The sequence below is a fragment of the Jiangella sp. DSM 45060 genome (genome assembly GCF_900105175.1).
GTDB lineage: Bacteria > Actinomycetota > Actinomycetes > Jiangellales > Jiangellaceae > Jiangella.
This window is the reverse complement of record NZ_LT629771.1, coordinates 6,098,321-6,120,578: the sequence shown is the minus strand read 5'-3', so window position 1 is coordinate 6,120,578 and position 22,258 is coordinate 6,098,321. Positions and strand designations below refer to the sequence as shown.

Annotated in this window: 20 protein-coding genes and 1 pseudogene; 11 read left to right on the top strand and 10 right to left on the bottom strand. The window is 71.9% G+C overall.

All coding sequences use genetic code 11. The features are described from left to right. Positions 1-66 precede the first annotated feature (66 nt). The 3 genes from BLU82_RS27490 (at position 67) to BLU82_RS27480 (ending at position 3,332) form a co-directional block, all read left to right on the top strand. Positions 67-807 (top strand): ABC transporter ATP-binding protein, encoded by a 741-nt coding sequence (locus BLU82_RS27490; RefSeq protein ID WP_231947595.1) that lies wholly within the window; start codon positions 67-69, stop codon positions 805-807. Beyond that, positions 804-2,738: an FtsX-like permease family protein gene (locus BLU82_RS27485; protein ID WP_092624101.1), complete on the top strand. Its 1,935-nt coding sequence runs from the start codon at positions 804-806 to the stop codon at positions 2,736-2,738. Before BLU82_RS27490 ends, BLU82_RS27485 begins: the two co-directional genes overlap by 4 nt. A gap of 81 nt (positions 2,739-2,819) precedes the next feature. Further along, positions 2,820-3,332 carry a ferritin gene (locus BLU82_RS27480; protein WP_092624100.1) on the top strand — a complete coding sequence of 171 codons (513 nt, stop codon included), beginning with the start codon at positions 2,820-2,822 and terminating at the stop codon, positions 3,330-3,332. Positions 3,333-3,389: 57 nt separating this feature from the next. Here BLU82_RS27480 and BLU82_RS27475 read toward each other — a convergent pair whose 3' ends face one another. Then, the gene (locus tag BLU82_RS27475) at positions 3,390-5,873 is read right to left on the bottom strand and encodes a M14 family zinc carboxypeptidase (RefSeq protein WP_172885711.1); all 2,484 of its coding nucleotides are present in this window, start codon (positions 5,871-5,873) and stop codon (positions 3,390-3,392) included. 493 nt (positions 5,874-6,366) lie between these two features. Between BLU82_RS27475 and BLU82_RS27470 the strand changes: the two genes are divergently transcribed. Further along, positions 6,367-7,674: an SGNH/GDSL hydrolase family protein gene (locus BLU82_RS27470; RefSeq protein ID WP_092624098.1), complete on the top strand. Its 1,308-nt coding sequence runs from the start codon at positions 6,367-6,369 to the stop codon at positions 7,672-7,674. Here BLU82_RS27470 and BLU82_RS27465 read toward each other — a convergent pair. Both BLU82_RS27465 and BLU82_RS36055 read right to left on the bottom strand, forming a co-directional pair. Next, on the bottom strand, positions 7,654-8,841 hold the full coding sequence (locus BLU82_RS27465) for a heparan-alpha-glucosaminide N-acetyltransferase domain-containing protein (protein ID WP_092624097.1): 1,188 nt from the start codon (positions 8,839-8,841) through the stop codon (positions 7,654-7,656). The genes BLU82_RS27470 and BLU82_RS27465 overlap by 21 nt on opposite strands. 4 nt (positions 8,842-8,845) lie before the next feature. Further along, positions 8,846-8,974 carry a hypothetical protein gene (locus tag BLU82_RS36055; RefSeq protein ID WP_255367091.1) on the bottom strand — a complete coding sequence of 43 codons (129 nt, stop codon included), beginning with the start codon at positions 8,972-8,974 and terminating at the stop codon, positions 8,846-8,848. Between the two features lie 150 nt (positions 8,975-9,124). On the opposite strand from BLU82_RS36055, the gene dnaK reads away from it, so the two are divergent. The 4 genes from dnaK to BLU82_RS27445 all read left to right on the top strand — a co-directional run bounded on the left by dnaK (position 9,125) and on the right by BLU82_RS27445 (position 13,290). Next, entirely contained in the window at positions 9,125-11,008 is a 1,884-nt protein-coding gene (gene dnaK / locus BLU82_RS27460) for a molecular chaperone DnaK (RefSeq protein WP_092624096.1), read from the top strand. Further along, entirely contained in the window at positions 11,005-11,691 is a 687-nt protein-coding gene (grpE, locus tag BLU82_RS27455; RefSeq protein WP_092624095.1) for a nucleotide exchange factor GrpE, read from the top strand. The genes dnaK and grpE overlap by 4 nt, the downstream gene beginning before the upstream one ends. Positions 11,692-11,722: 31 nt before the next feature. Beyond that, positions 11,723-12,871, top strand: coding sequence for a molecular chaperone DnaJ (gene dnaJ, locus BLU82_RS27450; protein ID WP_092624094.1), 1,149 nt, complete (start codon positions 11,723-11,725; stop codon positions 12,869-12,871). Between the two features lie 98 nt (positions 12,872-12,969). Continuing rightward, a complete protein-coding gene (locus BLU82_RS27445) occupies positions 12,970-13,290 on the top strand; it encodes a heat shock protein transcriptional repressor HspR (protein WP_231947852.1) in 321 nt (106 codons plus the stop codon). Between the two features lie 13 nt (positions 13,291-13,303). Here the strand turns inward: BLU82_RS27445 and BLU82_RS27440 are convergent. Together BLU82_RS27440 and BLU82_RS34850 are read right to left on the bottom strand one after the other, a co-directional pair. Beyond that, a pseudogene (locus BLU82_RS27440) lies at positions 13,304-14,270 on the bottom strand (IS481 family transposase). A gap of 105 nt (positions 14,271-14,375) precedes the next feature. Beyond that, a complete protein-coding gene (locus BLU82_RS34850) occupies positions 14,376-14,852 on the bottom strand; it encodes a hypothetical protein (RefSeq protein ID WP_172885494.1) in 477 nt (158 codons plus the stop codon). Between the two features lie 7 nt (positions 14,853-14,859). On the opposite strand from BLU82_RS34850, the gene BLU82_RS27435 reads away from it, so the two are divergent. Beyond that, positions 14,860-15,330, top strand: coding sequence for a TetR-like C-terminal domain-containing protein (locus BLU82_RS27435; RefSeq protein ID WP_231947594.1), 471 nt, complete (start codon positions 14,860-14,862; stop codon positions 15,328-15,330). On the opposite strand, the gene BLU82_RS27430 is transcribed toward BLU82_RS27435, so the two are convergent. Next, positions 15,313-15,675, bottom strand: a complete 363-nt coding sequence (locus BLU82_RS27430) for a DUF4333 domain-containing protein (protein ID WP_157741294.1) — start codon at positions 15,673-15,675, stop codon at positions 15,313-15,315. The genes BLU82_RS27435 and BLU82_RS27430 overlap by 18 nt on opposite strands. Positions 15,676-15,781: 106 nt before the next feature. On the opposite strand from BLU82_RS27430, the gene clpB reads away from it, so the two are divergent. Next, a complete protein-coding gene (gene clpB, locus BLU82_RS27425; protein ID WP_092624090.1) occupies positions 15,782-18,367 on the top strand; it encodes an ATP-dependent chaperone ClpB in 2,586 nt (861 codons plus the stop codon). A gap of 32 nt (positions 18,368-18,399) precedes the next feature. On the opposite strand, the gene BLU82_RS27420 is transcribed toward clpB, so the two are convergent. From BLU82_RS27420 to BLU82_RS27410, 3 genes are all read right to left on the bottom strand, one after another. Next, complete coding sequence (locus tag BLU82_RS27420; protein WP_092624089.1) at positions 18,400-19,149, bottom strand: siderophore-interacting protein; 750 nt, start codon at positions 19,147-19,149, stop codon at positions 18,400-18,402. Positions 19,150-19,213: 64 nt separating this feature from the next. Further along, positions 19,214-19,423 carry a DUF397 domain-containing protein gene (locus BLU82_RS27415; RefSeq protein ID WP_092624088.1) on the bottom strand — a complete coding sequence of 70 codons (210 nt, stop codon included), beginning with the start codon at positions 19,421-19,423 and terminating at the stop codon, positions 19,214-19,216. Continuing rightward, positions 19,420-20,226 carry a helix-turn-helix transcriptional regulator gene (locus BLU82_RS27410; protein ID WP_157741293.1) on the bottom strand — a complete coding sequence of 269 codons (807 nt, stop codon included), beginning with the start codon at positions 20,224-20,226 and terminating at the stop codon, positions 19,420-19,422. The genes BLU82_RS27415 and BLU82_RS27410 overlap by 4 nt, the downstream gene beginning before the upstream one ends. Before the next feature lie 243 nt (positions 20,227-20,469). On the opposite strand from BLU82_RS27410, the gene BLU82_RS27405 reads away from it, so the two are divergent. Continuing rightward, positions 20,470-20,703, top strand: coding sequence for a hypothetical protein (locus tag BLU82_RS27405; protein ID WP_092624086.1), 234 nt, complete (start codon positions 20,470-20,472; stop codon positions 20,701-20,703). A gap of 69 nt (positions 20,704-20,772) precedes the next feature. Here BLU82_RS27405 and BLU82_RS27400 read toward each other — a convergent pair whose 3' ends face one another. After that, positions 20,773-22,212: a serine hydrolase gene (locus BLU82_RS27400; protein ID WP_092624085.1), complete on the bottom strand. Its 1,440-nt coding sequence runs from the start codon at positions 22,210-22,212 to the stop codon at positions 20,773-20,775. Positions 22,213-22,258: the final 46 nt, after the last annotated feature.

Here is a 22,258-nt window from a genome sequence, read left to right as displayed (position 1 = left end):
GGCCGGCGGCGATTGTCTCGTCCACGCCCATACCGTGACGGCGCCGTCGCGGCTGGGATGGACGCGATGACCGACACCACACCGCCCGCGGCGATCACCGCCGTCGGCGTGACCAAGACCTACGGTTCCGGCGCGACTGCCGTGGCCGCCCTGGCCGACGTGACCCTCCAGGTGCCGGCGGGGACCTGGCTGGCCGTCATGGGCCCGTCCGGCTCGGGGAAGTCAACCCTGCTGCACTGTCTGGCCGGGCTGGAACGGGCCGACGCCGGCCGGGTCGTGCTGGCCGGCACCGACATCACCCGGGCCGCCGACCGCACGCTGACCCGGTTGCGGCGCACCGCCGTCGGCTTCGCCTTCCAGAACTTCAACCTGGTCGGGTCGCTGACGGCCGCCCAGAACGTCGCCCTGCCGCTCCGGCTCGCGGGCACGCGGCCGTCCCGCGCGCGGATCCGTGCCGCGCTCGAGTCCGTCGGGCTCGGCGACCGCGCCCGCCACCGCCCCGGCCAGCTCTCCGGTGGCCAGCAGCAGCGCGTGGCGCTGGCTCGCGCGATCGCGACGCGCCCCGCGGTGCTGTTCGCCGACGAGCCCACCGGCGCCCTGGACTCCGCCGCGTCCCGGTCGGTGCTCGGCCTGCTGCGCCGGATGGTGGACGACGGCCAGACGGTCGTCATGGTCACCCACGATCCCGCCGCTGCGGCGGCCGCCGACAGCGTGGTGTTCCTGGTCGACGGCGGTGTCGTCGACCGGCTGGAGCGTGCGTCGGCCGGCGCGGTCGCGGCCACCCTGGCCGGGCTGGAGCGACGGTGATCGGCCTGTCGCTGCGGGGCTTCCGCGACCGCTGGCCGCTGTTCGCCGGCGCCGTCGTCACCGTCGCCGCCGGGGTCGCGCTGATCGCCTCGGCCGCGACGGTCGCCGCCTCCGCCACGCCGCCCGTCACCGCCGGCCTCACGCCGCACGTCGCGGCCGCCGTTCGCGAGGCGTTCGACGGCGTGGCCACGGTGATGATCATCAGCGCGATCCTCGCCGGGTTCCTCACCGTCTTCATCGTCGCCACCACGTTCTCGTTCACGGTCGCCGAACGCCGCCGTGACCTCGCCCTGCTGCGACTGCTCGGCGCCGGGCGGCTCCAGGTGCGGCTGGTGCTGACGGGGGAGGCGGTGCTCCTCGGGGGCATCGGCGCGGCGCTGGGTCTGCCACTGACCGGCCCGGCAGTGGCGGCGCAGCTGTGGTTGCTCCGGCGCGCCGAGTTCGTGCCCGCCGGCTTCGTCCTCACCCGGCCGGCCTGGCCCGGGTGGCTCGCCGCCGGCATCGGTGTCGGTGTGGCCGTCCTCGGCGTGGCGGTCGCGTCCCGGCGGGCGGGCCGCATCCCGCCGCTGGATGCGGTCCGCGACGCCCCGGCGGCGTCCTCGGTGATGACGGCCGGACGGTGGGCCGGCGGACTCGCGATGCTGACGCTGACCGTCGTGCAGGTCGTCGCCGCATCGTTCGCCGGGCTCGTCGTCGCCCTGGCACTGGGTCTCGGGATCGCGATCACCGGGGCCGTCGCGTTCAGCCTGCTCGGCCCGGCGCTGCTGCCGTCGATGAGCCTGCTGCTCGCGGCGCCCGTGCGGCCGAGCACCCTCGGGCGGCTCGCCTACGCCAACGTCCGCCAGGGCGTCCAGCGATCGGCGTCGACCGCGGCCCCGGTGATCGTCCTGGTCGCGACCGTGCTCAGCCTCACTGGCGGGGTGAACGCGACGACCAGCGGGATCGCCGTCGAGCAGCGCGCGCAGACCGGCGCGGACCTCGTCGTCGCCACGACCGGCGAGCACGTGTCCGACCTCGCCCGGCTGCCGGGGGTCGAGGCGGCGTCGCCGGAACAGCGGCTGCCGCTCGCCGTCGACCTGCCCGCCACCGGCGACGACGGTCCCGCGACCGAGCGACATCACGACGGCATCGCCGTCGTGGACCCGGACGCCTATGCCCGGGTCCATCGGGTCCGGCCGGTCGCCGGTGAGCTCGGCGAGCTCACCGGGCCCGCGATCGCGGTCATGGAGCGGCCCACCGACGGTGTCCGCTACCCGTTGGGGGAGCGCGCCACGGTCCGCGTCGGCGACACCGTCGTCGACGCACGGATCGCCGTGGTCCTGCCCGAACGGCTCTCCGACCGGCAGCGGATCCTCGTCCCGCGCGACCTGGTGCCCGCGGCCGAGCTGGCCGACGCGCCCGCGGACGTCCTGCTGCGCGTCGTGCCCGGCGAGGACCCGGCGACGGTGACCCGCGCGGCCGCCGCCTACGGCGAGGTGATCGGCGTCGACGCCTGGATCGCCGCGGCCGCACGCGACCAGCAGCGCACGAACACCGCCACCCTCACCGTGCTCCTGGTGCTCGCCGCGCTCTATACCGTCATGGCGGTCGTCAACGCCATGGTGATCGCCGGCACCGGACGCCGCCGCGAGCACGCCGTGGCCCGGCTGTCCGGGCTGACCCGCGGCCAGGTCGTGGCGACCACCGCCGTCGAGGCGCTCGTCGTCACGGCGGTGGGACTCGTTCTCGGCGGACTCGTGGTCGCCGCGGCGCTCGCCGGCATCGCCGTCGCGGCCCGGAAGTCGGTCGGCGTCGCGATCGTCGAGCTGCCCTGGGGGCTCGCCGCCGCGACGGTGGCCGGCACGATGCTGCTGGCCGCCGTGGTGGCGCCGGCCGTCGCGTGGTGGGTCACGCGCGCGCGGCCGGTGGCCCTGGCCGCCGCGCGCGAATGACGAAGGCAGGTTCGGCGAACCTTCGCAAGGGTAGGCAGGACTTCGTGGAAATACCCTCTGAGCTGCGTTAACGTCGTGCACATGAAGCTCAACGACACGCTTGCCAAAGCCTTCTCCGAGCAGATCACGCTCGAGCTCGAGTCGTCCATCGCCTACCTGCAGCTGGCCATCGCGCTCGAGGACGCCAACCTGCCGGGCATGGCGTCGTGGATGCGCATCCAGTCCGATGAAGAGCGTGTGCACGCGGCCAAGTTCACCCAGCACGTCACCGACCGCGGCAACCGTCCGCAGATCGGCGACATCGCGGCGCCGAAGGATCCCGGCTCGGCGGTGGTCACGGCGTTCGAGGCATCGCTGGCGCACGAGCAGCGGGTGTCCGAGTCCATCCGGGCGCTGTACCGGCTGGCCGTCGCCGAGGGCGACATCGACAGCCTGCCGCTGCTCAGCTGGTTCGTCGAGGAGCAGATCGAGGAAGAGGCGACCGTCTCCGAGATCCTCGGCCGCCTGCACCTCATCGGCGACGACGGCCCCGGCCTGCTGCGTCTCGACGCCGAGCTCGGCGTCCGCACGCCCGGCGCCGACGACGGCGAGTAGCGACGAACCGCCCCCGTGGCCCGGAACTCCGGACCACGGGGGCGGGGCGCGAACCGCCTAGCGGCCGGTCACCCGGGCCGCCAGTTCGGCCGCCGGCACGGTGCTGCCGGCGCCGTTGTAGAGCGCGTTCGACACGATCGTCCACGTCGCCCGCGGCCAGCTGCGGAACGTGATGTCCGCACCGGCGACGGTCGCCTCACCGGCGCCCACCGGCACCGTCACGACGTTCGCCAGCCCGGCCAGCGCCGCCTGGCCGTGCGCGTACCCGCTGGCCAGCAGCTCACCGGAGGCCGGGTACGTCGAGGCGACGGTGGCGCCGGCGCCGGCCGTCACCCGGTAGGCCGGGCTGTTGTTGTACCAGACCGGCCAGTTCGCCGGCATGCCCCAGGTGGCCGGGGCGGCCGGGTCGAACTGCGCGTTGAGCAGCGTGCCCGGAGCACTGAACGCGGCCCGGTCGGCCGGCGTCGCGTTGGTGATCGGCAGCGCGAGCAGGTCGCGTGCCGTCTCCGCCGCCGACCCGACGGCGACCAGGTTGCCGCCGTCGCGCACCCACGTCGCCAGCGCCTGCCAGCCGGCCTCGCCGACGCCGCGGGCCCAGTGGAACTCCTCCGGGACCAGCGCCGGGTTGACCCCGGTGACGATGCGGGCCTTGGTGACGCCCGGCGCGACGAGGATGGTGTCGAACTGCGCCAGGTCGGCGTAGTCGTCCGCCTCGACCACCTCGTAGTTCAGCCCGTAGGTGTCGGCCAGCCACATCAGCCAGCCGCCGGGCATGTTGTTCGCGCCGCGGATCAGCCCGATCTTCGTGTCCGGCTTCAGCTGCAGCGCGTCGACGCCGGGCACCTGCGCCGCCGTCGTCACCGGCAGCGCGGTGAGCTGCGACACCTCGGTCAGCGTGGCGCGCGCGGCCGCCGTCGCGGGGACGATCAGCGTGCCGGGCTCGTACGTTGTGCCGCCGGCGGTGAAGCCCGCCGCCGCGCGGAACACCGGGACGTCGTCCTCCTGCAGCCGGGCGATCGCGTGCGTCAGGCCGTACGTCGTCGGCCGCACCAGGTAGGCGCCGCCGGCCGGCGCGTTCGGCACCGCCGGCGCGGTGATGTCGGCGGCGGTGATCCGCTCGGTGCGGGCCACCCGCGCGCCGTCGACCGGCTGCACCGTCAGGCCGAGCAACATGCCGAGATTGTCGGTGGTCTCGCTGTACGGCATGATCAGCGGGCAGTCGGCGCACTTGCGTGCCTGGTCGGGGTACTGGTCCACCTCGAGCACCTGGTCGACCCAGCTGCCCATCGGCTGCCGGCTCTGGACCAGCAGCGTGCCGGCCGGGTACGTCTGCCGGCCCACCCGCACCGTCGACAGCGCGCGGTCGACCTCGACGCCGGCGATGTCGAAGATCTCGACCAGCTGCTTGACGGCGAACGGGTCACGCTGGCCGGCCGGCACGAGGTACGTCTCCGGCCCGCCATCGGGCTCCATGTTCTTGCGGTTGACCTGGTAGAGGTTGTTGTACAGCCAGTCGTCGGCGTCCTTGGCCACGCTGTCCAGGCCGGTGTACATCGACAGCTTCGCGTACTCGACGATCTGCTCCAGCGTCCACGTCTTCTCGGTGTACGGGTCGAACGTGCGCATGGTGCGGTCGCGGGCGCCGGGCGGGGTGCCGTCGGGGTTCGAGAACGGCAGCGCGAGGTCGCGGACCGAGGCGATCTCGTGCAGGAACAGCGACGCGCCGCGGTGCGGGCCGGTGCCGAACACGTCGGCGTTCCAGAAGATGCCGTAGGCGTCGTCCGTGCTGACGCCGGGCAGGCCCGCCTCGGCGGCGGCGTTGGCGACCTCGGCGCCCAGCGCGTTCGACGCGGAGATCGTGATGGAGTCGATGTTCGGGCCGAGCGGCTCGTCGAACGGCGGCACCCACATGCGCGGGCTGTTGGACCCGGCCTGGTGCATGAAGTGCAGGATCACCGGCCGGTACTGCTGCTCCAGCCGGGTGCGGATGCGCGACTCCTCCTGCGTGAAGAAGATCCAGTCGCGGTTGTTGTCGTGCCCGACGTACTTGTGGTACAGGTCCGGATAGGTGCGCGCGTAGCCGGTGCCCTCGGTCTCGTTGAAGTAGTCGACCAGCAGGTGCTGGCCGTCCGGGTTGGCCGACGGCACCACCAGGATCACCAGGTTGTCGAGGATGTTCTGGACGAACTCCGACCGCTCGGTCGACAACCGGTGGATCACATCGACCAGCGCGGGCAGGTTGCCCACCTCGGTGGAGTGCAGCGTCGCTTCCAGGTAGTAGACCGGCACGCTCTGCTCGGCCAGCGTGCGGGCCTCGCTCTCGGTGAGGTCGGCCCGCGGGTCGGCCAGCCGCTCGTTCGCGGCCAGGATCTCGTCGATCCGGGCGAGGTTCGCGGCTGAGCTCACCCGTAGGACCGGGTATTCGTGGCCCAGCGTGGTGGTGCCGGCCACTTCGTACTCGACGCTGTCCGATTCTTCGGCGACCAGCTCGAAGTAGTCCTTGATCTGCTCGAAAGGCGCCAGCTTTCCGCTGGTGCCCATGGCGAATCCGAAGAATTCCGTGGGGGTGGGAATGTCATCAGCAGCGGCGTCCGCGGTGCTCGCTCCTCGCTCGCCTGGCACGACGACCAGCACTGTTGCTGCGAGGGCGGCTGCGGCCACACCCGTCAGAGCGCGCTTCATTGACATCGTCGGGACCTCCGGTGGAATAGTGCCCGGCGACGCATCTTGTGCCCTGCTATTCGCCGGACAGACTGATGTGGGGGTGCACGTAACCTAGCGACAGGAATCCCGGGGGTCAATGCTGATGTTGCGGTGCAAGATACTATTGACGCTGCAATAACGAACCGGTAAATTGGGCTGTTTGCCGTGCATTTACCGGTGCGGTCCGGTCGGGCGGGGAAACCGCTTGCCGCACCGAAGCGGCCGTTCGCCGCAGCACGGCTGGTGGCCGGTGCGGAGGGCGACATAGCGTCACGAGTGCCGCGCCCGGCCACCCCCTGCCGGGCGCGGCCGACACGACGAGGAGACGCCGATGCCGCTGTCCCGTTCGCTGCCGACCTCCCTTCGACGCTGGGCCGGACCGCTGGCCGCAGCAGCCGCGGGCGCCGCGCTCATCGCGGGCGCCACCACCGCCGTCCCCGCCGCCGACGCCCCGCCGGCGCCACCGGACCACGCCGCCCCGGCGGCGACGTCCGCGTCCGACGACTGGGTCGGAACCTGGGCCACCGCCGTCGCCCGCCCGCAGAACGGCCAGGCCCTGGCCGGGTTCACCGACACCACGCTGCGCCAGCGGCTGCACGTCTCCGTCGGCGGCTCGCAGGTCCGGCTCCGGCTCACCAACGTGTACGGCGCCCAGCCTCTGGTCGTGGGTGCGGCGACGCTCGCGCTGCCGGGCGCGGGCCCGGGCGACGTCGACGCGGCGACGGTGAGCGCGGTGACGTTCTCCGGCGATGCCGCCGTGACGATCCCGGCCGGCGCCGAGCTGGTCTCGGACCCCGTCGCGCTGCGCATCGCCGACGACAGCGACGTGCTGGTGAGCCTTTACGTGCCCGGCCCGACCGGTCCCGCGACCTATCACTCGGCGGCGCACTCGACCGGCTGGGTCGCGACCGGCGACCAGACCACCGCGCCGTCGGGGTCGTCGTTCCCGGCGACGACGACGTCGTTCTGGTTCCTGGACGGCCTCGACGTGCGGGGCGCGACGTCGGGCGCGGTGGTGTTCCTGGGCGACTCCATCACCGACGGCAGCGGTTCCACCCGCGACGCCAACCACCGGTGGCCCGACTACCTGGCCGACCGCATGCTCCAGCAGCCGCGGCCGCACCGCTTCGGCATCCTCAACGCCGGCATCGGCGGCAACCGCCTGCTGCTGCACGCCAACAGCCCCGGCCAGGGCGACAACGCGCTGGCCCGGTTCGACCGCGACGTGCTGACGCAGACCGGCGCCGGCACCGTGGTGGTGTTCGAGGGCGTCAACGACATCCAGCAGCCGAACTCGCAGTACGACCCCGAGAAGCTGATCGCGGCGTACGAGCAGATCATCCAGCGCGCCCACGACCAGGGCATGCGGGTGGTCGGCGCGACCATCGGGCCGTTCCAGGGCTGGGGCACGTGGACGCCGGAACGCGAGGCCGTGCGGACGGCGGTCAACGAGTGGATCCGCGAGTCCGGCGCGTTCGACGCGGTCATCGACTTCGACGCCGTCCTGCGCGACCCGGACGAGCCGCTGCGCATGCGCGCCGAGTACGACTCCGGCGACCACCTGCACCCCGGCGACGCCGGGTACGCGGCGATGGCCGACGCGGTGGACCTCAGCGTGCTATCGCCGCGGCGACGGTGACAGCACGGCCTCCCGCCCCGCCCGGCCCAGCCCCGCCGCGACCGCCTCCAGCGGCCCGCGTCCGATGAACGCCCGCCACGGCATGGCGATGGCGAACGCGATCGCCACGTGGACCAGGTAGGTCGAGAGGTCGTGGCCCTGGATCGGGCCGGACAGCAGCACGACGTGCAGGGTATAGAGCGTGAACGTCATGCCGCCGATGGCCGCCAGCGGCCACACCAGCGGCCGGGCCCGCGGCGCGAGCAGCAGCATCAGCCCGAGCACGGCCGCGCTGGTGCCGATGGTGTGCAGCAGGTCGAACGGCGTCGCGGAGTGCGGTGAGGCGACGATCAGCCACCACCAGCTGGTCGCCGGCGTGGTGCCGTAGAAGGAGGTGTGGTTGACCACGTCGGCGAAGTCGAACGGGCTGGCCGGGTGCCCGCCCAGCCCGGCGGCCACCAGGTGCTCCAGCCCGCCGTTGTCGAGCAGGACGCTCGACGTCACCCAGGCGGCCACCGCCAGCGCGGCGCCGCCGGCCAGCAGCGTCGTCGCGACCCGCGTCGACGCCAGCGCCAGCCGGCCGATGCCCAGCCCGACGAGCACGTACGCCAGCCACGGGAACACCGGATAGTAGCCGCTGACCAGCAGCTCGCGCAGGAGGTCGCCGGGCTGCTGGAGCGAGTCGAACGTGGGGATGTCGTACGACGCCGGCGGCCGGTCGATGCGCCACTGGTGGTTCAGCAACGGCGCGCCGACGGCCCACAGCAGGCCGAGCGGCAGCAGCACCCGCGGCCCGAGCCCGAGGAACGGGATGGCCAGCAGGAACAGCACCCCGTAGTAGGCGAGGATGACCGCGACGCCGGACGGGAAGGCGCCCAGGCAGAGGCCGACCAGGAAGATGACGAGCGCCCGCAGCGCCACGCCGACGCTCGCGGCGGCCAGTGGCCGGCCCCGCGGCGGCGTGCGCCCCCCGGTGGCCAGCGCCAGCCCGACGCCGGCGAGCACCGCGAACAGCGCCGACGACCGTCCGCTGGCGATCAGCCGCGACGCGGTCAGGCCGCCGTCCTCGCCGACGGCCGGGAGGATGTGCACCGACATCATGCCCAGGAGGGCGATACCGCGGGCGGCGTCGACGCCGAGCAGGCGGCTGCGGACGGCGACCGGCCGGGCGTCCTCCTGAACGGCCATGCGACTAGAAGATCAGGGCGGCGAGGAACGGCGCCACGCCCGCGACCAGGCAGAGGATGAGGACCGCGGCCACGATCTTCTTGCGCACGTCGGGACGGCGGGGTGCGTCGTCGTCCTGGAACTCCGGGAACATGGCGGTCAGCGTACGCGCAGAAACTGAGGGAATCCTCAGAGCGGTTCGCTCGTTGTGCCGTATGTCAGAAGTTGAGCCAACGTGGCTCAAGGTTGTAGGTTGAGCCATACTGACTCAACACTGCTGAGGAACACACTGGAGGTATCTGCCATGGCTCGAGCCGTCGGCATCGACCTGGGCACGACGAACTCCGTCGTGGCCGTTCTCGAGGGTGGCGAGGCCACCGTCATCGCCAACGCCGAGGGGTCCCGGACCACCCCGTCCGTGGTGGCTTTCGCCAAGAACGGCGAGGTCCTGGTCGGTGAGGTGGCCAAGCGCCAGGCCGTCACCAACGTCGATCGCACCATCCGCTCGGTCAAGCGCCACATGGGCACCGACTGGTCGCAGAAGATCGACGACAAGAACTTCACGCCGCAGCAGATCTCGGCGTTCGTCCTGCAGAAGCTGAAGCGCGACGCCGAGGCGTACCTGGGCGAGACCATCACCGACGCCGTCGTCACGGTCCCCGCGTACTTCAACGACTCCCAGCGTCAGGCCACGAAGGAGGCCGGCGAGATCGCGGGCCTCAACGTCCTGCGCATCGTCAACGAGCCGACCGCGGCCGCGCTGGCGTACGGCCTCGACAAGGGCGAGCACGACCAGACCATCCTCGTCTTCGACCTCGGTGGCGGCACCTTCGACGTCTCGCTGCTCGAGATCGGCGAGGGCGTCGTCGAGGTGAAGGCCACCAGCGGCGACAACCACCTCGGTGGCGACGACTGGGACCAGAAGGTCGTCGACTGGATGGTCGCGCAGGTGAAGGCCGCGCATGGCATCGACCTGTCGAAGGACAAGATCGCCATGCAGCGCGTCCGCGAGGCCGCCGAGCGGGCCAAGATCGAGCTGTCGTCCAGCACCCAGACGTCCATCTCGCTGCCGTACATCGCGCAGGACGCCGAGAAGAACCCGGTGCACGTCGACGAGACCCTGTCGCGCGCGCAGTTCGAGCAGATGACGGCCGACCTGCTGGCCCGCACCAAGTCGCCGTTCCAGAACGTCGTCCGCGACGCCGGCATCTCCGTCGACCAGATCGACCACGTCGTCCTGGTCGGCGGCTCCACCCGCATGCCCGCCGTCGTCGACCTCGTGAAGGAGCTCACCGGCGGCAAGGAGCCCAACAAGGGCGTCAACCCCGACGAGGTCGTCGCCGTCGGCGCCAGCCTGCAGGCCGGCGTGCTCAAGGGCGAGGTCAAGGACGTCCTGCTGCTCGACGTCACCCCGCTGTCCCTCGGCATCGAGACCAAGGGCGGCGTCATGACGAAGCTGATCGAGCGCAACACCACCATCCCGACGAAGCGCTCCGAGATCTTCACCACGGCCGACGACAACCAGCCGACGGTGGGCATCCAGGTCTACCAGGGCGAGCGCGAGATCGCGGCCTACAACAAGAAGCTCGGCACGTTCGACCTCACCGGTCTGCCGCCGGCGCCGCGCGGCGTCCCGCAGATCGAGGTCACCTTCGACATCGACGCCAACGGCATCGTGCACGTGTCCGCGAAGGACCTCGGCACCGGCCGCGAGCAGTCCATGACGATCACCGGCGGGTCGTCGCTGCCCAAGGACGACATCGAGCGCATGGTCCGCGAGGCCGAGCAGTACGCCGAGGAGGACCACAAGCGTCGCGAGGCCGCCGAGAACCGCAACCAGGCCGAGTCGCTGGTGTACCAGACCGAGAAGTTCCTCGCCGACAACACCGAGAAGGTCGGCACGCTCTCGCAGGAGGTCCGCGACGACGTCGACACCTCCCTGGCCGAGGCGAAGAAGGCGCTCGAGGGCAACGACGACGCGGCCATCAAGTCGGCCACCGAGCGGCTGCAGACCGCCTTCCAGGCGCTCGGCGCGGCCATCTACGCCAACGCGCAGGCTCCGTCGGGCGACGGCGCCCAGGCCGGCCCGGCCGACGGCGACGCCGCCGACGCGTCCGCCGACGGCGACAACGCCGAGGAGGATGTCGTCGAGGCCGAGATCGTCGACGACGAGAAGGACACCAAGTGACCGATGCGCAGCGACCCGCGGGGTCGGGCGATGACCCCGAAGAGCTGAAGCCCGTCATCCGCGACCGGCGCCGTATCGATCCCGAGACCGGCGAGCGTCGTGCCGACGACGCCGCCGGTCCGGACGCGGGGGCCGCGGCTCCCGCGTCCGCGGCGTCCGCCGCGTCCGACGCCGCGGCGGCGGTGGCCGGCGAAGAGCTGGCCGCCGCCAAGGCCGAGGCGGCCGAGCGGCTCGACGACCTCCGGCGGCTGCAGGCCGAGTACGTCAACTACCGCCGCCGGGTCGAGCGCGACCGCGAGGCCAACCGCGAGGCGGCCAAGGCCGAGGTGCTGGCCGAGCTGCTCGGCGTGCTCGACGACATCGGCCGGGCCCGCGAACACGGCGACCTCAACGGCGGATTCCGGTCGGTCGGCGAGGCGCTCGAGGCCGTCACGGCGAAGGCCGGCCTGGTCCGCTACGGCGAGCCCGGCGACGCCTTCGACCCGATGATCCACGAGGCGCTCATGCACGGCTACTCCGACGACGTCGAGGTGCCCACCTGCACGCAGATCCTGCAGCCCGGCTACCGCATCGGCGAGCGGATCATCCGGGCGGCGCGCGTCGCGGTGGCCGAGCCGACCGAGGCGCTGCCGGCGACACCCGCCGAGGACGACTCGGCGGAGAATAAGGACGACCAGAGCTGACGTTCAGTCAACGGAGAGGAGGGGGGAGCCCGTGAGCACCAAGGACTGGATCGAGAAGGACTACTACAAGATCCTGGGCGTCGGGAAGGACGCCGACGCGGCCACGGTCAAGAAGGCCTACCGCACCCTTGCTCGCGAGCTCCACCCCGACCGCAACAAGGACGACAAGGCGGCGGAAGAGCGCTTCAAGGACGTCTCCGAGGCGTACTCCGTGCTGTCCGATCCCGCCAAGCGCAAGCAGTACGACGAAGCGCGCACGCTGTTCGGCAGTGGCATCCGCACGCCGGCCGGCGGGGGCGGCGGGAACTTCAACTTCGACCTCGGCGACCTGTTCTCCGGCAGCGGCGGCGGTGGTCTCGGCGACGTGTTCGGCGGCATCTTCGGCCAGCGCAACCGGCCGCGGAGCACCGGCGCACGCCGGGGCGCCGACGTCGAGCGCGAGGTCACCGTCACGTTCAGCGAGGCGGTCGAGGGCAAGACCATCCCGCTGAAGCTGACCAGCTCGTCGGCGTGTTCGGCCTGTGCCGGCACCGGCGCGCGGGCCGGAACCGTCCCGCGGGTCTGCCCCACGTGCTCGGGCACCGGCTTCACCAGCACCGACTCCGGCGGCTTCGGCATGGCCGAGCCGTGCAAGGACTGCCGGGGCCGTGGCCTGGTGGTCGACGACCCCTGCCCGGTGTGTGCCGGCTCGGGCCGCGGCACCACCAGCAAGGTCATGCACGTGCGCATCCCGGCCGGCGTGGTCGACGGCCAGCGCATCCGGCTGCGCGGCAAGGGCGTGCCGGGCGAGCGCGGCGGCCCGGCGGGCGACCTCTACGTCATCATCCACGTCGGCACCCACCCGGTGTTCGGGCGGCGCGGCGAGCACCTCACCGTCACCGTCCCGGTCACGTTCCCCGAGGCGGCGCTGGGCGCCGACATCAAGGTGCCCACGCTGGGCGGCAGCGCGGTCACGCTCAAGCTGCCGCCGGGCACGCCGAACGGCCGCACCTTCCGGGTCCGCGGCCGCGGCGCGCCCCGCAAGGACGGCACCCGCGGCGACCTCCTGGTCACCGTCGAGGTCACGGTGCCTCCGTCGCTCAAGGGCGACGCGAAGCACGCGCTCGAGGAGTTCCAGACGGCCACCTCGGGCGACGACGTCCGGGCCGAGCTGATGGGCCTGGCGGCGAAGGAGGGATGACCATGGAGGCCGGAGGACGGTTCATCGTGGCGCTGTCCGGCGCCGCCCGGCTGGTCAGCGACGACGAGCCGTTGTACGTCATCTCCGTGGCGGCCGAGATGGCCGGCATGCACCCGCAGACGCTGCGGCAGTACGACCGCCTCGGGCTGGTGTCGCCTCGGCGCACCCCCGGCGGCGGCCGTCGCTACTCGCTGCGCGAGGTCGAGCTGCTGCGCGAGGTGCAGCGGCTGTCGCAGGAAGACGGCGTCAACCTCGTCGGCATCAAGCGCATCCTCGCGCTCGAGGCCGAGGTGCACACGCTGCGCCAGCAGCTCGAGCTCATCACCGGCGCGGCCGAAGAGCCCGCCGACTACCTGCCGGTGCCGGCGTTCACGTCGGCCCTGGCGGTGTACCGCTCCCGCTTCGTCACCGGCGACTAGGTGTACCGGGCCGTCACGTTGGTGGCAGGCGGCTGATCGGTGGGAGGCCGCCGAGTGCGCTGTGGCGTCGTTGAGTGTTGTAGTGCTCGATCCAGGGGTCAAGGGCTGCGGCGCGTTCGGCGTTGCTGGTGAAGACTTGCCGGTAGGCCACTCGGTCTGCAGGGTGCGGTTGAGGCGCTCGACTTTGCCGTTCTGCCACGGGCAGTGGGGTCGGATGAACTTCTGCTTGATGCCGTGAGCTGTGCAGATCTGGCGCAGCGACCACCTGTAGGCCCATGCGTTGTCGGTCATCAGTCGCTCGATCCGGGTGATGCCGTGCGCGGCGAAGTAGCTGATCGCTCGGGTGAGGAACGCCGCGCAGGTCGGGCCCTTCTCGTCGGGCAGGATCTCGGAGTACGCGAGCCGGGAGTAGTCATCGACGAGTGAGTGCACGTAGTCGAATCCGATCGGGGACTTGTCCACCCGGGACTGGTGGGCGTCTCGGGTCTGACCACGGGCGCGCCAGCCACCACCGTCGGGGATCTTGCCGATCTTCTTGACGTCCATGTGGACCAGCTCACCGGGTCGGTCGCGTTCGTAGCGCACCGCGGTGTTCTTCGAGGCCCGGATGGCCTGCCCTGTGATGGGGTCCAGCGTGCACAATCGTGGTGCCTGGTGGCGAGCCAATACCCGCGACACGGTCCGGGCCGGCACACCCAGTTCGGCGCCGATCCAATCCGGCCCACGGCGTTCGCACCGGCGCAGCTCGAGGATCTGCTGCTCAACCGCCGCGCTGGTGCGGCGCGGACACGAACGGGGCCGCGAGGATCGCTCGTGCAGGCCGGCCTCGCCCTCGGCCGCTAGCGGTCCAGCCACTTCTTCACACACTTACGCGAGATACCCATCGCCTTCGCGATGTGCGACTGCGGCCAACCGGCACGGTGACGCTCAACGATCAACAACCGGCCCTGAAACGTGGTGCGCGCATTACGGTGAGACACGAGAGCCTCCGAGCGGAGTGGGACCTTCGACAAGCCACACCCCACCCGGAGGCTCTCACCCGTTCAATCCGACACGCCCGCCACCAACCTCACGGCCGAGTACAACTAGGCCGTCAACAGGCCCACGCCGAGAGTCACCAGGCCGGCGGCCAGGATCACCGCGCCGATCCACACCAGCCAGATCAGCCGGTTCGGCGTCGTGCGGCCGGGGCCGAGCGACGAGAAGAAGAAGCCGGCCGGCATCACGATGGCCGCGATCGGCACCCCTGAGCGCGCCACCCACGCCGCGAACCCGTCCAAGGTCGTCGCGTCGGTGAGCACCGCGGTGATCAGCCCCAGCGTGACGAACATGCCCGCGTGGCCGTGGCCGGCCCGGGCGAACGAGCGCTGGAAGTCGGTAGCCGGGACCTTGCCGCGGGCGATGCGGGTGAGATACCAGCCGCCGGACTCGATGGTGACGGCGGCGAGCAGGAGCACTCCGGCCAGCCGGGTGGCCTCGGAACGGGCCACCGCCACGGTGTCCTCCGGCGGCGTCGCGTCGCTGAATTTACGCTCGCTGGCGGCCGAGGCCGGCACGTCCACGGCCGCGGTGTACTCCCTGTTCGGCGGCAAGCCGGGGCTGGTGTCGGCGCTGTACGCGCAGGTGTTCGCCCGGTTCGCGCAGCGGCTGGCGGCGCTCGGGCGGAGCGACGATCCGGTCGCCGACCTCGTCCGGCTCGGCCACGCCTACCGCGAGAACGCACTGGCCGACCCGCACGGCTACCGCGTCATGTTCGGCGAGCTGAGCCCCGACGACGTCGGGCGACGCGCGGCGCGGGCCGGTGCGCGGACGTTCGAGCCGCTGCTCGACGCCGTGCGGCGGGCGGTCCGCGCGGGCACGTTCCCGAAGCACCCGGCGGCCGAGTCGATCGCCACCGCGTTGTGGGCCAACGTGCACGGCCTGGTCTCGATCGAGCTGGGTGCGTTCATGCCCCCGCGCGCGGGCGACCCCGCGGCCGTCTTCGACGCGGCGATACGGGCGAACGTGGCCGGCTGGGCGGCGTCAGCCCGACGTCGGTGACGGCGCCGGCTCGGTCGGCGACGACGTCGGCGCTGGGGTCGCGGAGTCGTTGCGCACCTCGTACCGGACGTCGTTGCCGTCGACGTCGGTGGTGGTGACGGTGAGCCCGACCTCCTCGCCGGCCACCGTCGCCGTGCAGCGCACCGAGGCGTCCACCTCGCCGGCGAGGTCGCCGTCGCAGCCGACGGAGTCGACCGGCTGGCCGGACTGCTCCTCCATCAGCTGCTTCACCGCGCCCTCGAGGTCGGAGCGGGGGATCGAGCGGTCGCCCAGCACGGAGCAGCCGGCCAGGGCGGCGACGGCGAGAGCGGTGGCGGCCAGGGTGGCCGGGAGACGTCCGGGCATCATCGTCATTGTTCCAGTGCTCGGACTGGCGACGCAGAGTTGAGTGGAATAGGCTCAACTCTGTCACGGTTGTCTTGGGAAAGTGATCGAGCACCAGAGGAGATCGATGTCCGACCAGCTCACCACCAAGGCTCAGGAGGCGCTGTCCGTCGCCGTGCGCAGCGCCGCGACCGCAGGGAACCCGGCCGTCGAGCCGGTGCACGTGCTGCGTGCGCTGCTCATCCAGTCCGGTGGGCTGACCGGTCCGCTGCTCGAGGCCGCGGGCGCCGACCTCCCGGCCGTCCGCCGCGACGTCGACGTCGCGTTCGAGGGGCTGCCCAAGGCGGCCGGCTCGACCGTCGCGTCGCCGAACCTCGCGCGCAGCACCTACGCCGTCATGTCGCACGCCGGTGAGGTCGCCCGCGAGATGGACGACCAGTACGTCTCCACCGAGCACCTGGTCGTGGGGCTGGCACACGTGCAGTCGCCCGTGCGCGACCTGCTGGCCAGGCACGGCGTCACGGCCGAGAAGGTGCGCGCCGCGTTCACCGAGGTGCGCGGCACGGCCCGCGTCACCAGCCCCGACCCCGAGGGCAGCTACGACGCGCTGAACAAGTACGGCGTCGACCTCACCGAGCGGGCCCGCGAGGGCAAGATCGACCCCGTCATCGGGCGCGACTCCGAGATCCGCCGCGTCGTCCAGGTGCTGTCGCGGCGCACCAAGAACAACCCGGTCCTCATCGGCGAGCCCGGCGTCGGCAAGACTGCCGTCGTCGAAGGGCTGGCCCAGCGCATGGTCGACGGCGACGTGCCCGAGTCGCTGCGCGGCAAGCGGCTGGTCTCCCTCGACATGGGCGCCATGCTGGCCGGCGCGAAATACCGCGGCGAGTTCGAGGAGCGGCTCAAGGCCGTCCTCGACGAGATCAAGGCCAGCGACGGCGAGGTCGTCACGTTCATCGACGAGCTGCACACCGTCGTGGGCGCGGGCGCCACCGGCGACTCCGCCATGGACGCCGGCAACATGCTCAAGCCGATGCTGGCCCGCGGCGAGCTGCGCATGGTCGGCGCCACCACGCTCGACGAGTACCGCGAGCGCATCGAGAAGGACGCCGCGCTCGAGCGCCGGTTCCAGCAGGTCTACGTCGGCGAGCCCAGCGTCGAGGACACCGTCGCCATCCTGCGCGGGCTGCGCGAGCGCTACGAGGCGCACCACAAGGTGCAGATCGCCGACGCCGCGCTGGTCGCCGCCGCCACGCTCTCGCACCGCTACATCACCGGCCGGCAGCTGCCCGACAAGGCCATCGACCTCGTCGACGAGGCCGCGTCGCGGCTGCGCATGGAGATCGACTCCTCGCCGGTCGAGATCGACACCCTGCGCCGCCAGGTCGACCGTCTCAAGATGGAGGAGCTCGCGCTCGACAAGGAGCACGACGCCGCGTCGCGTGAGCGGCTCGCGTCGCTGCAGGCCGAGCTGGCCGACCGCGAAGAGGAGCTGCGCGCGCTCGAGGCCCGCTGGGAGCAGGAGAAGGCCGGGCTGAACCGCGTCGGCGCGCTGAAGGAGCAGATCGACGACCTGCGCGGTCAGGCCGAGCGGTCGCAGCGTGAGGGCGACCTCGCCGGCGCCAGCGAGCTGCTGTACGGCCGCATCCCGGAGCTGGAGAAGGAGCTGGCGGCCGCCAGCGAGGTGGCCGACGCCCAGGCGGCGGCCACCATGGTCAAGGAGGAGGTCGGTCCCGACGACGTCGCCGACGTCGTGGCGGCCTGGACCGGCATCCCGGCCGGTCGGCTGCTCGAGGGCGAGACCGAGAAGCTGCTGCGCATGGAGGACGAGCTCGGCAGCCGGGTCATCGGGCAGCGCACCGCGGTGACGGCCGTGTCCGACGCCGTCCGCCGGTCCCGAGCCGGCATCTCCGACCCCGACCGCCCCACCGGCTCGTTCGTCTTCCTGGGTCCGACGGGTGTCGGCAAGACCGAGCTGGCCAAGGCGCTCGCGGACTTCCTCTTCGACGACGAGCGCGCCATGGTCCGCATCGACATGAGCGAGTACAGCGAGAAGCACAGCGTCGCGCGGCTGGTCGGCGCCCCGCCCGGCTACGTCGGCTACGAGGAGGGCGGCCAGCTCACCGAGGCGGTGCGTCGTCGCCCGTACTCCGTCGTGCTACTCGACGAGGTCGAGAAGGCGCACCCCGAGGTCTTCGACATCCTGCTGCAGGTGCTCGACGACGGCCGCATGACCGACGGCCAGGGCCGCACGGTCGACTTCCGCAACGTCATCCTCATCCTCACGTCGAACCTCGGCTCGGTGTTCCTCGCCGACCCGGCGCTGGACGAGAAGGCCAAGCGCGACGCCGTCATGGAGGTCGTCCGGGCGTCGTTCAAGCCCGAGTTCCTCAACCGCATCGACGACATCGTCATGTTCGAGCCGCTCGGCACCGACGAGCTCGCCCGCATCGTCGACCTCCAGGTCGTGAAGCTGGCGGAGCGCCTGGCCGACCGCCGCCTGGCGCTTCGGGTCACCGACAGCGCGAAGGAGTGGCTGGCCCTCACCGGCTACGACCCGGTGTACGGCGCCCGGCCGCTGCGCCGCCTGGTGCAGACGGCCATCGGCGACCAGCTGGCGAAGGAGATCCTCGCCGGCCAGGTCCGCGACGGCGACACCGTCGTCGTCGACCTCGACGAGAGCGCCGACAAGCTCAGCGTCCGCCCCGCCTGACGGTCCGCCCCACAGCGCACCACGCGCCCCCGTCAGGCAGGAGAGCCGGCGCGGCCGCGGCGCCAGTAGCCGAACGCGTGCAGCCGGTGGCGCTCGACGCCGCGGTCGGTGGCGGCGAAGCGGCGGATGGCGCGCACCTCGCCGGCCTCGCCGGCGACCCACACGTCGACGGCGCCGGAGGGCCAGGGGAGCGACCGGACCGCGCGTTCCAGCGCACCGGTCGTCCCGGCCGCGGCGCCGTCGCGGTGCAGCCAGGTGACCCGCAGGTCCGCGGCCGACGGCAGCGGCTGCTCCTCGGCGGCGTCGGCCACCTCGACGACGGCGTGGATCGCCAGCCCGGACGGCGCGGCCGCGGCGACGGCGGCCAGCGCCGGCAGGCCGGTCTCGTCGGTCGCCATGACGACGGCATCGGCGGTGAGCGACGGCACGGCGTGCGGCCGCGGGCCGGTGAAGTCGAGGGTGTCGCCGGGTGCGGCCGTCCGCGCCCAGCGGACGAACAGCCCGTCACCGTGCAGGACGACGTCGAGGTCGAGCAGGCCGGTCGCTGGGTTGGCACGGCGGATCGTGTACGTGCGGCTGGCCGGCCGCGCCCCGCTCAGCACGCCGGCGTCGTCGTCCGGCGGTGACAGCCGCAGCACCTGGTTCGGGCAGGACGGGTCGAGCGGCAGGTGCGGCTCCTCGACCGCGACGGTCAGCCGGAGCATCGCCGGGGTGATCGGCGCGACGGCCGTGACCCGGAGCCGGCCGTACGACCCGCGGGCGGGGACGGATCCGGCGGTCATGCCCGCATCGTAGGACCGCCCCCGCGGCCAGAAGGCTGCGGGGGCGGTCGGAGGTCGCTCGGTTTCAGTCGAACTCGCCGGCCTTCGCGCCCATCACGAACGCCGACCACTCGCCAGCGGTGAACCTCAGAATTCCACCGTTGGGATTCTTGCTGTCGCGCACAGCCATGCCACCGTCAGACAGCGGCGTGATCTCGACGCACTGTCCACCATCGCCGTTGCTGTAGCTGGACTTGCGCCACACGGCGCCGGCCAGCTCCGACACCTCGTTCATAGTTCCTCCATCGTTTGGCGGATCAGGTCCGCCGATTCATCTGGGGACAACGCCTGGGCCCGGAGTACATCCATCCGGTCCACGGCATCACCCACGACTCCGCTGTCCGTCATGAGGTGACCCCCGGTAGGGCCTTCGTAGTACAACACCGGTTGCCCGTTCAGGCGGTCGAAGATCGTCATTTGTCCGTTCAGCGCGGCGTGCGCTCCCGCGGCGAATGGAATCACCTGAATGGTGATATGACGCATCTCGCCCATTTTGAGCAGGTATTGCAGTTGATCTCTCATGACGTCCGGTCCGCCGATCATCCGGCGGAGCGCGGCCTCGTCGATCACCGCTCGTAGCCTCGGTGGATCATCGCGGCGGAGGATCTCCTGCCGCCGAATCCGGGCTTCGACCTGGGTGTCGACGTGGTTGTCATAAGCCATCCTGACGCCCGCCAGGAGCTCGCGTGCATACGCTTGTGTCTGCAGGAGACCGGGCGGGAATGTCTGCTCGTAGGTGTGGATCGACTTTGCCCGTTCTTCCTCCTCGATGAACCCTCGATACTTCGCGGGCACCGACTCGCGGCTCACCATCTTCCAAGCGCGGACGAGCAGGCCGTCGGTTCCCAGGATCTCATCGCACCGTTCCGCGAACTCTCGCTGCGGAGGCCGCTGCGCAGTTTCCACATTAGCGACGGCTCCGCGGGAGTAGTTGAGCTTTTCCGCCAACTGTTCCTGGGTGAGGCCGGCACGGTGACGCGCACGCGCCAGCTCACCACCGAAAAAGGCGGCCGCGGAATCCGGATCATGGTCTGTCACGGCATCTCCTGGCGATGTCACAAAGTCGCGGACGGCGTCACAGGTGGCGGGCGTGACACCCAGATTGTTCCCGCGGGTGGCTCAGATCATGCACGATACTTCGCCAAGGGCTATGGCGCAGCGTTTCGGCTGATCCGAGCCGTGGCGAAGCCGTGCCAGGTCCCGGTCCGCCGCCCCGCCTCGAACGGGCGCGGACGAGCCCCGAGCACGGGCCTCCCGGAGGCCCGGCACGACGGAGGAGAGATGGCCCCCTTCACGGCCCGAGCGCACGGGTACGGCCTCGTCGACTGGACCGCTGACGAGCTGGACGCGTACGCCTCCAGGCTGCTGCACGACCACGTCCCGGGCCGTCGCTGGATGCCGCACCGCTCGTCGTCGTGCCGCGAGTGCGGAGAGAGCTGGCCCTGCCCCGCGGCGGCCTGGGCCGGCCAGTGGAGCCACAGCGTGACCCGCGCCGAACCGCGCCCGCGGTTCTGAACCCGGTGAGTGAGATGACCTCGACCCTCGTTGTCCTTGCCCTGCCCCTGCTGTGGGCCGTCTGCGAGCTCATCTCCCGGGAGCGTCGCCGACACCATCCGTGACCAGCGGCGTGCCCGGGGAGACGCGGTCGCGCGTGCGCACCGCCCGGGCCACCCGGTCGATCGGGTACGCCGTCATGGCGAAGGCCTGCACCGAGGCGACGCCGTCGACGCCGAAGTGGTAGCGGATGGTCTCGCCCACGGGCGCGTAGCCGGTGCCGCCGGCGATCCGCAGCGTGTGGTCGTCGACGACGGCGAGCCGCATCGGCTCCTCGGTGGGGTCGCGGTCGGTCGGGTCCAGCAGGTAGAGCCGGCCGGCGAGGTCGACGACGTCGAAGACGCGCCACATGCTGGCGTACCGCCCGGTGAACCGGGACAGGTCCGCCGCCGACGGCGCCAGCTGCGGGCCCGTGGTCTGCGCCAGGTTCACCAGCCGGATCAGCCCGTCGGCGAGCGCCTGCGCGGGCCCGTCGATCGCGTTGGTGAGCACCGAGACGGCCAGCCGCCCGGCCGGGTCGAACGACGTCCGGGTGATGTGCCCCGGGTAGCCGCCGCCGTGGCCGAACACCAGCCGGTCGCCGATCATGACCCGGCCGAACCCGAGCCCGTACTCGGCGTCGCCGCGGCCGTCGACCTTCCACTCCGCCCGCTGCATGAGCCGCTTCGACGCGTCGGACACCAGCCGGGTGTCGCCGTGGAAGTGTGCCGCGACGTAGTGGACGAGGTCCTCGGCGGTGCTGAAGAACCCGGTGGCCGCCGCCATCGCCGCGGTGTCGACGTGGTCGATCGGGATGCGGTGGTCGGCATACGACAGCGCGGTGTAGCCGGTGGCGTAGTCGCCGGCGCGGACCGGGTCGTACTCGGGACCGGTGTTCTCCAGCGACAGCGCCTCGACGATGTTCTCCTGGACGAACACGTGGTACGGCTGCTCCGACGCCGCCGCGACGATCAGGCCCAGCATCGAGTAGCCGATGTTGGAGTACTTGAACCGCTCGTTCGCGGGCAGCACGCCGGCGCCGTCGTCGAGCAGGATGTCGCGCAGCCGGTCCTCGTCGGGGAACGCGTGCGCCAGCTGCCAGAAGTCGCCGTCGCGGCTGTCGCGCACCACGCCGCCGCCGTGGCCGAGCAGCTCGCGCACCGTCACGGCGGCCAGCGGCGTGCCGCGCAGGAACGACAGCCAGCGCACCGCCTGGTCGTCCAGTCGCAACTGCTCGCGCTCGGCCAGCTGCAGGACCGCGGTGGCCGTGAACGTCTTCGAATGCGACGCGATCCGGAACAGGTGCTGCGGGGTCAGCGCGGCGTGGTGCTCGACGTCGGCGAGCCCGTGCGCGCTGGACAGCAGCAGCTTGTCCTCGTGGAGGACCGCGGCCTGGATGCCGGGGACGCGGTCGTACTGCTGCCGGAAGGCGACCCAGGTGTCGAAGTAGCGGGTCGCGTCGGCTACGGCGGGGTGGGAAAGATCGCTCACGAATCATGACCTTATCGACCGCATTGACCGATGTGTGACCATGATC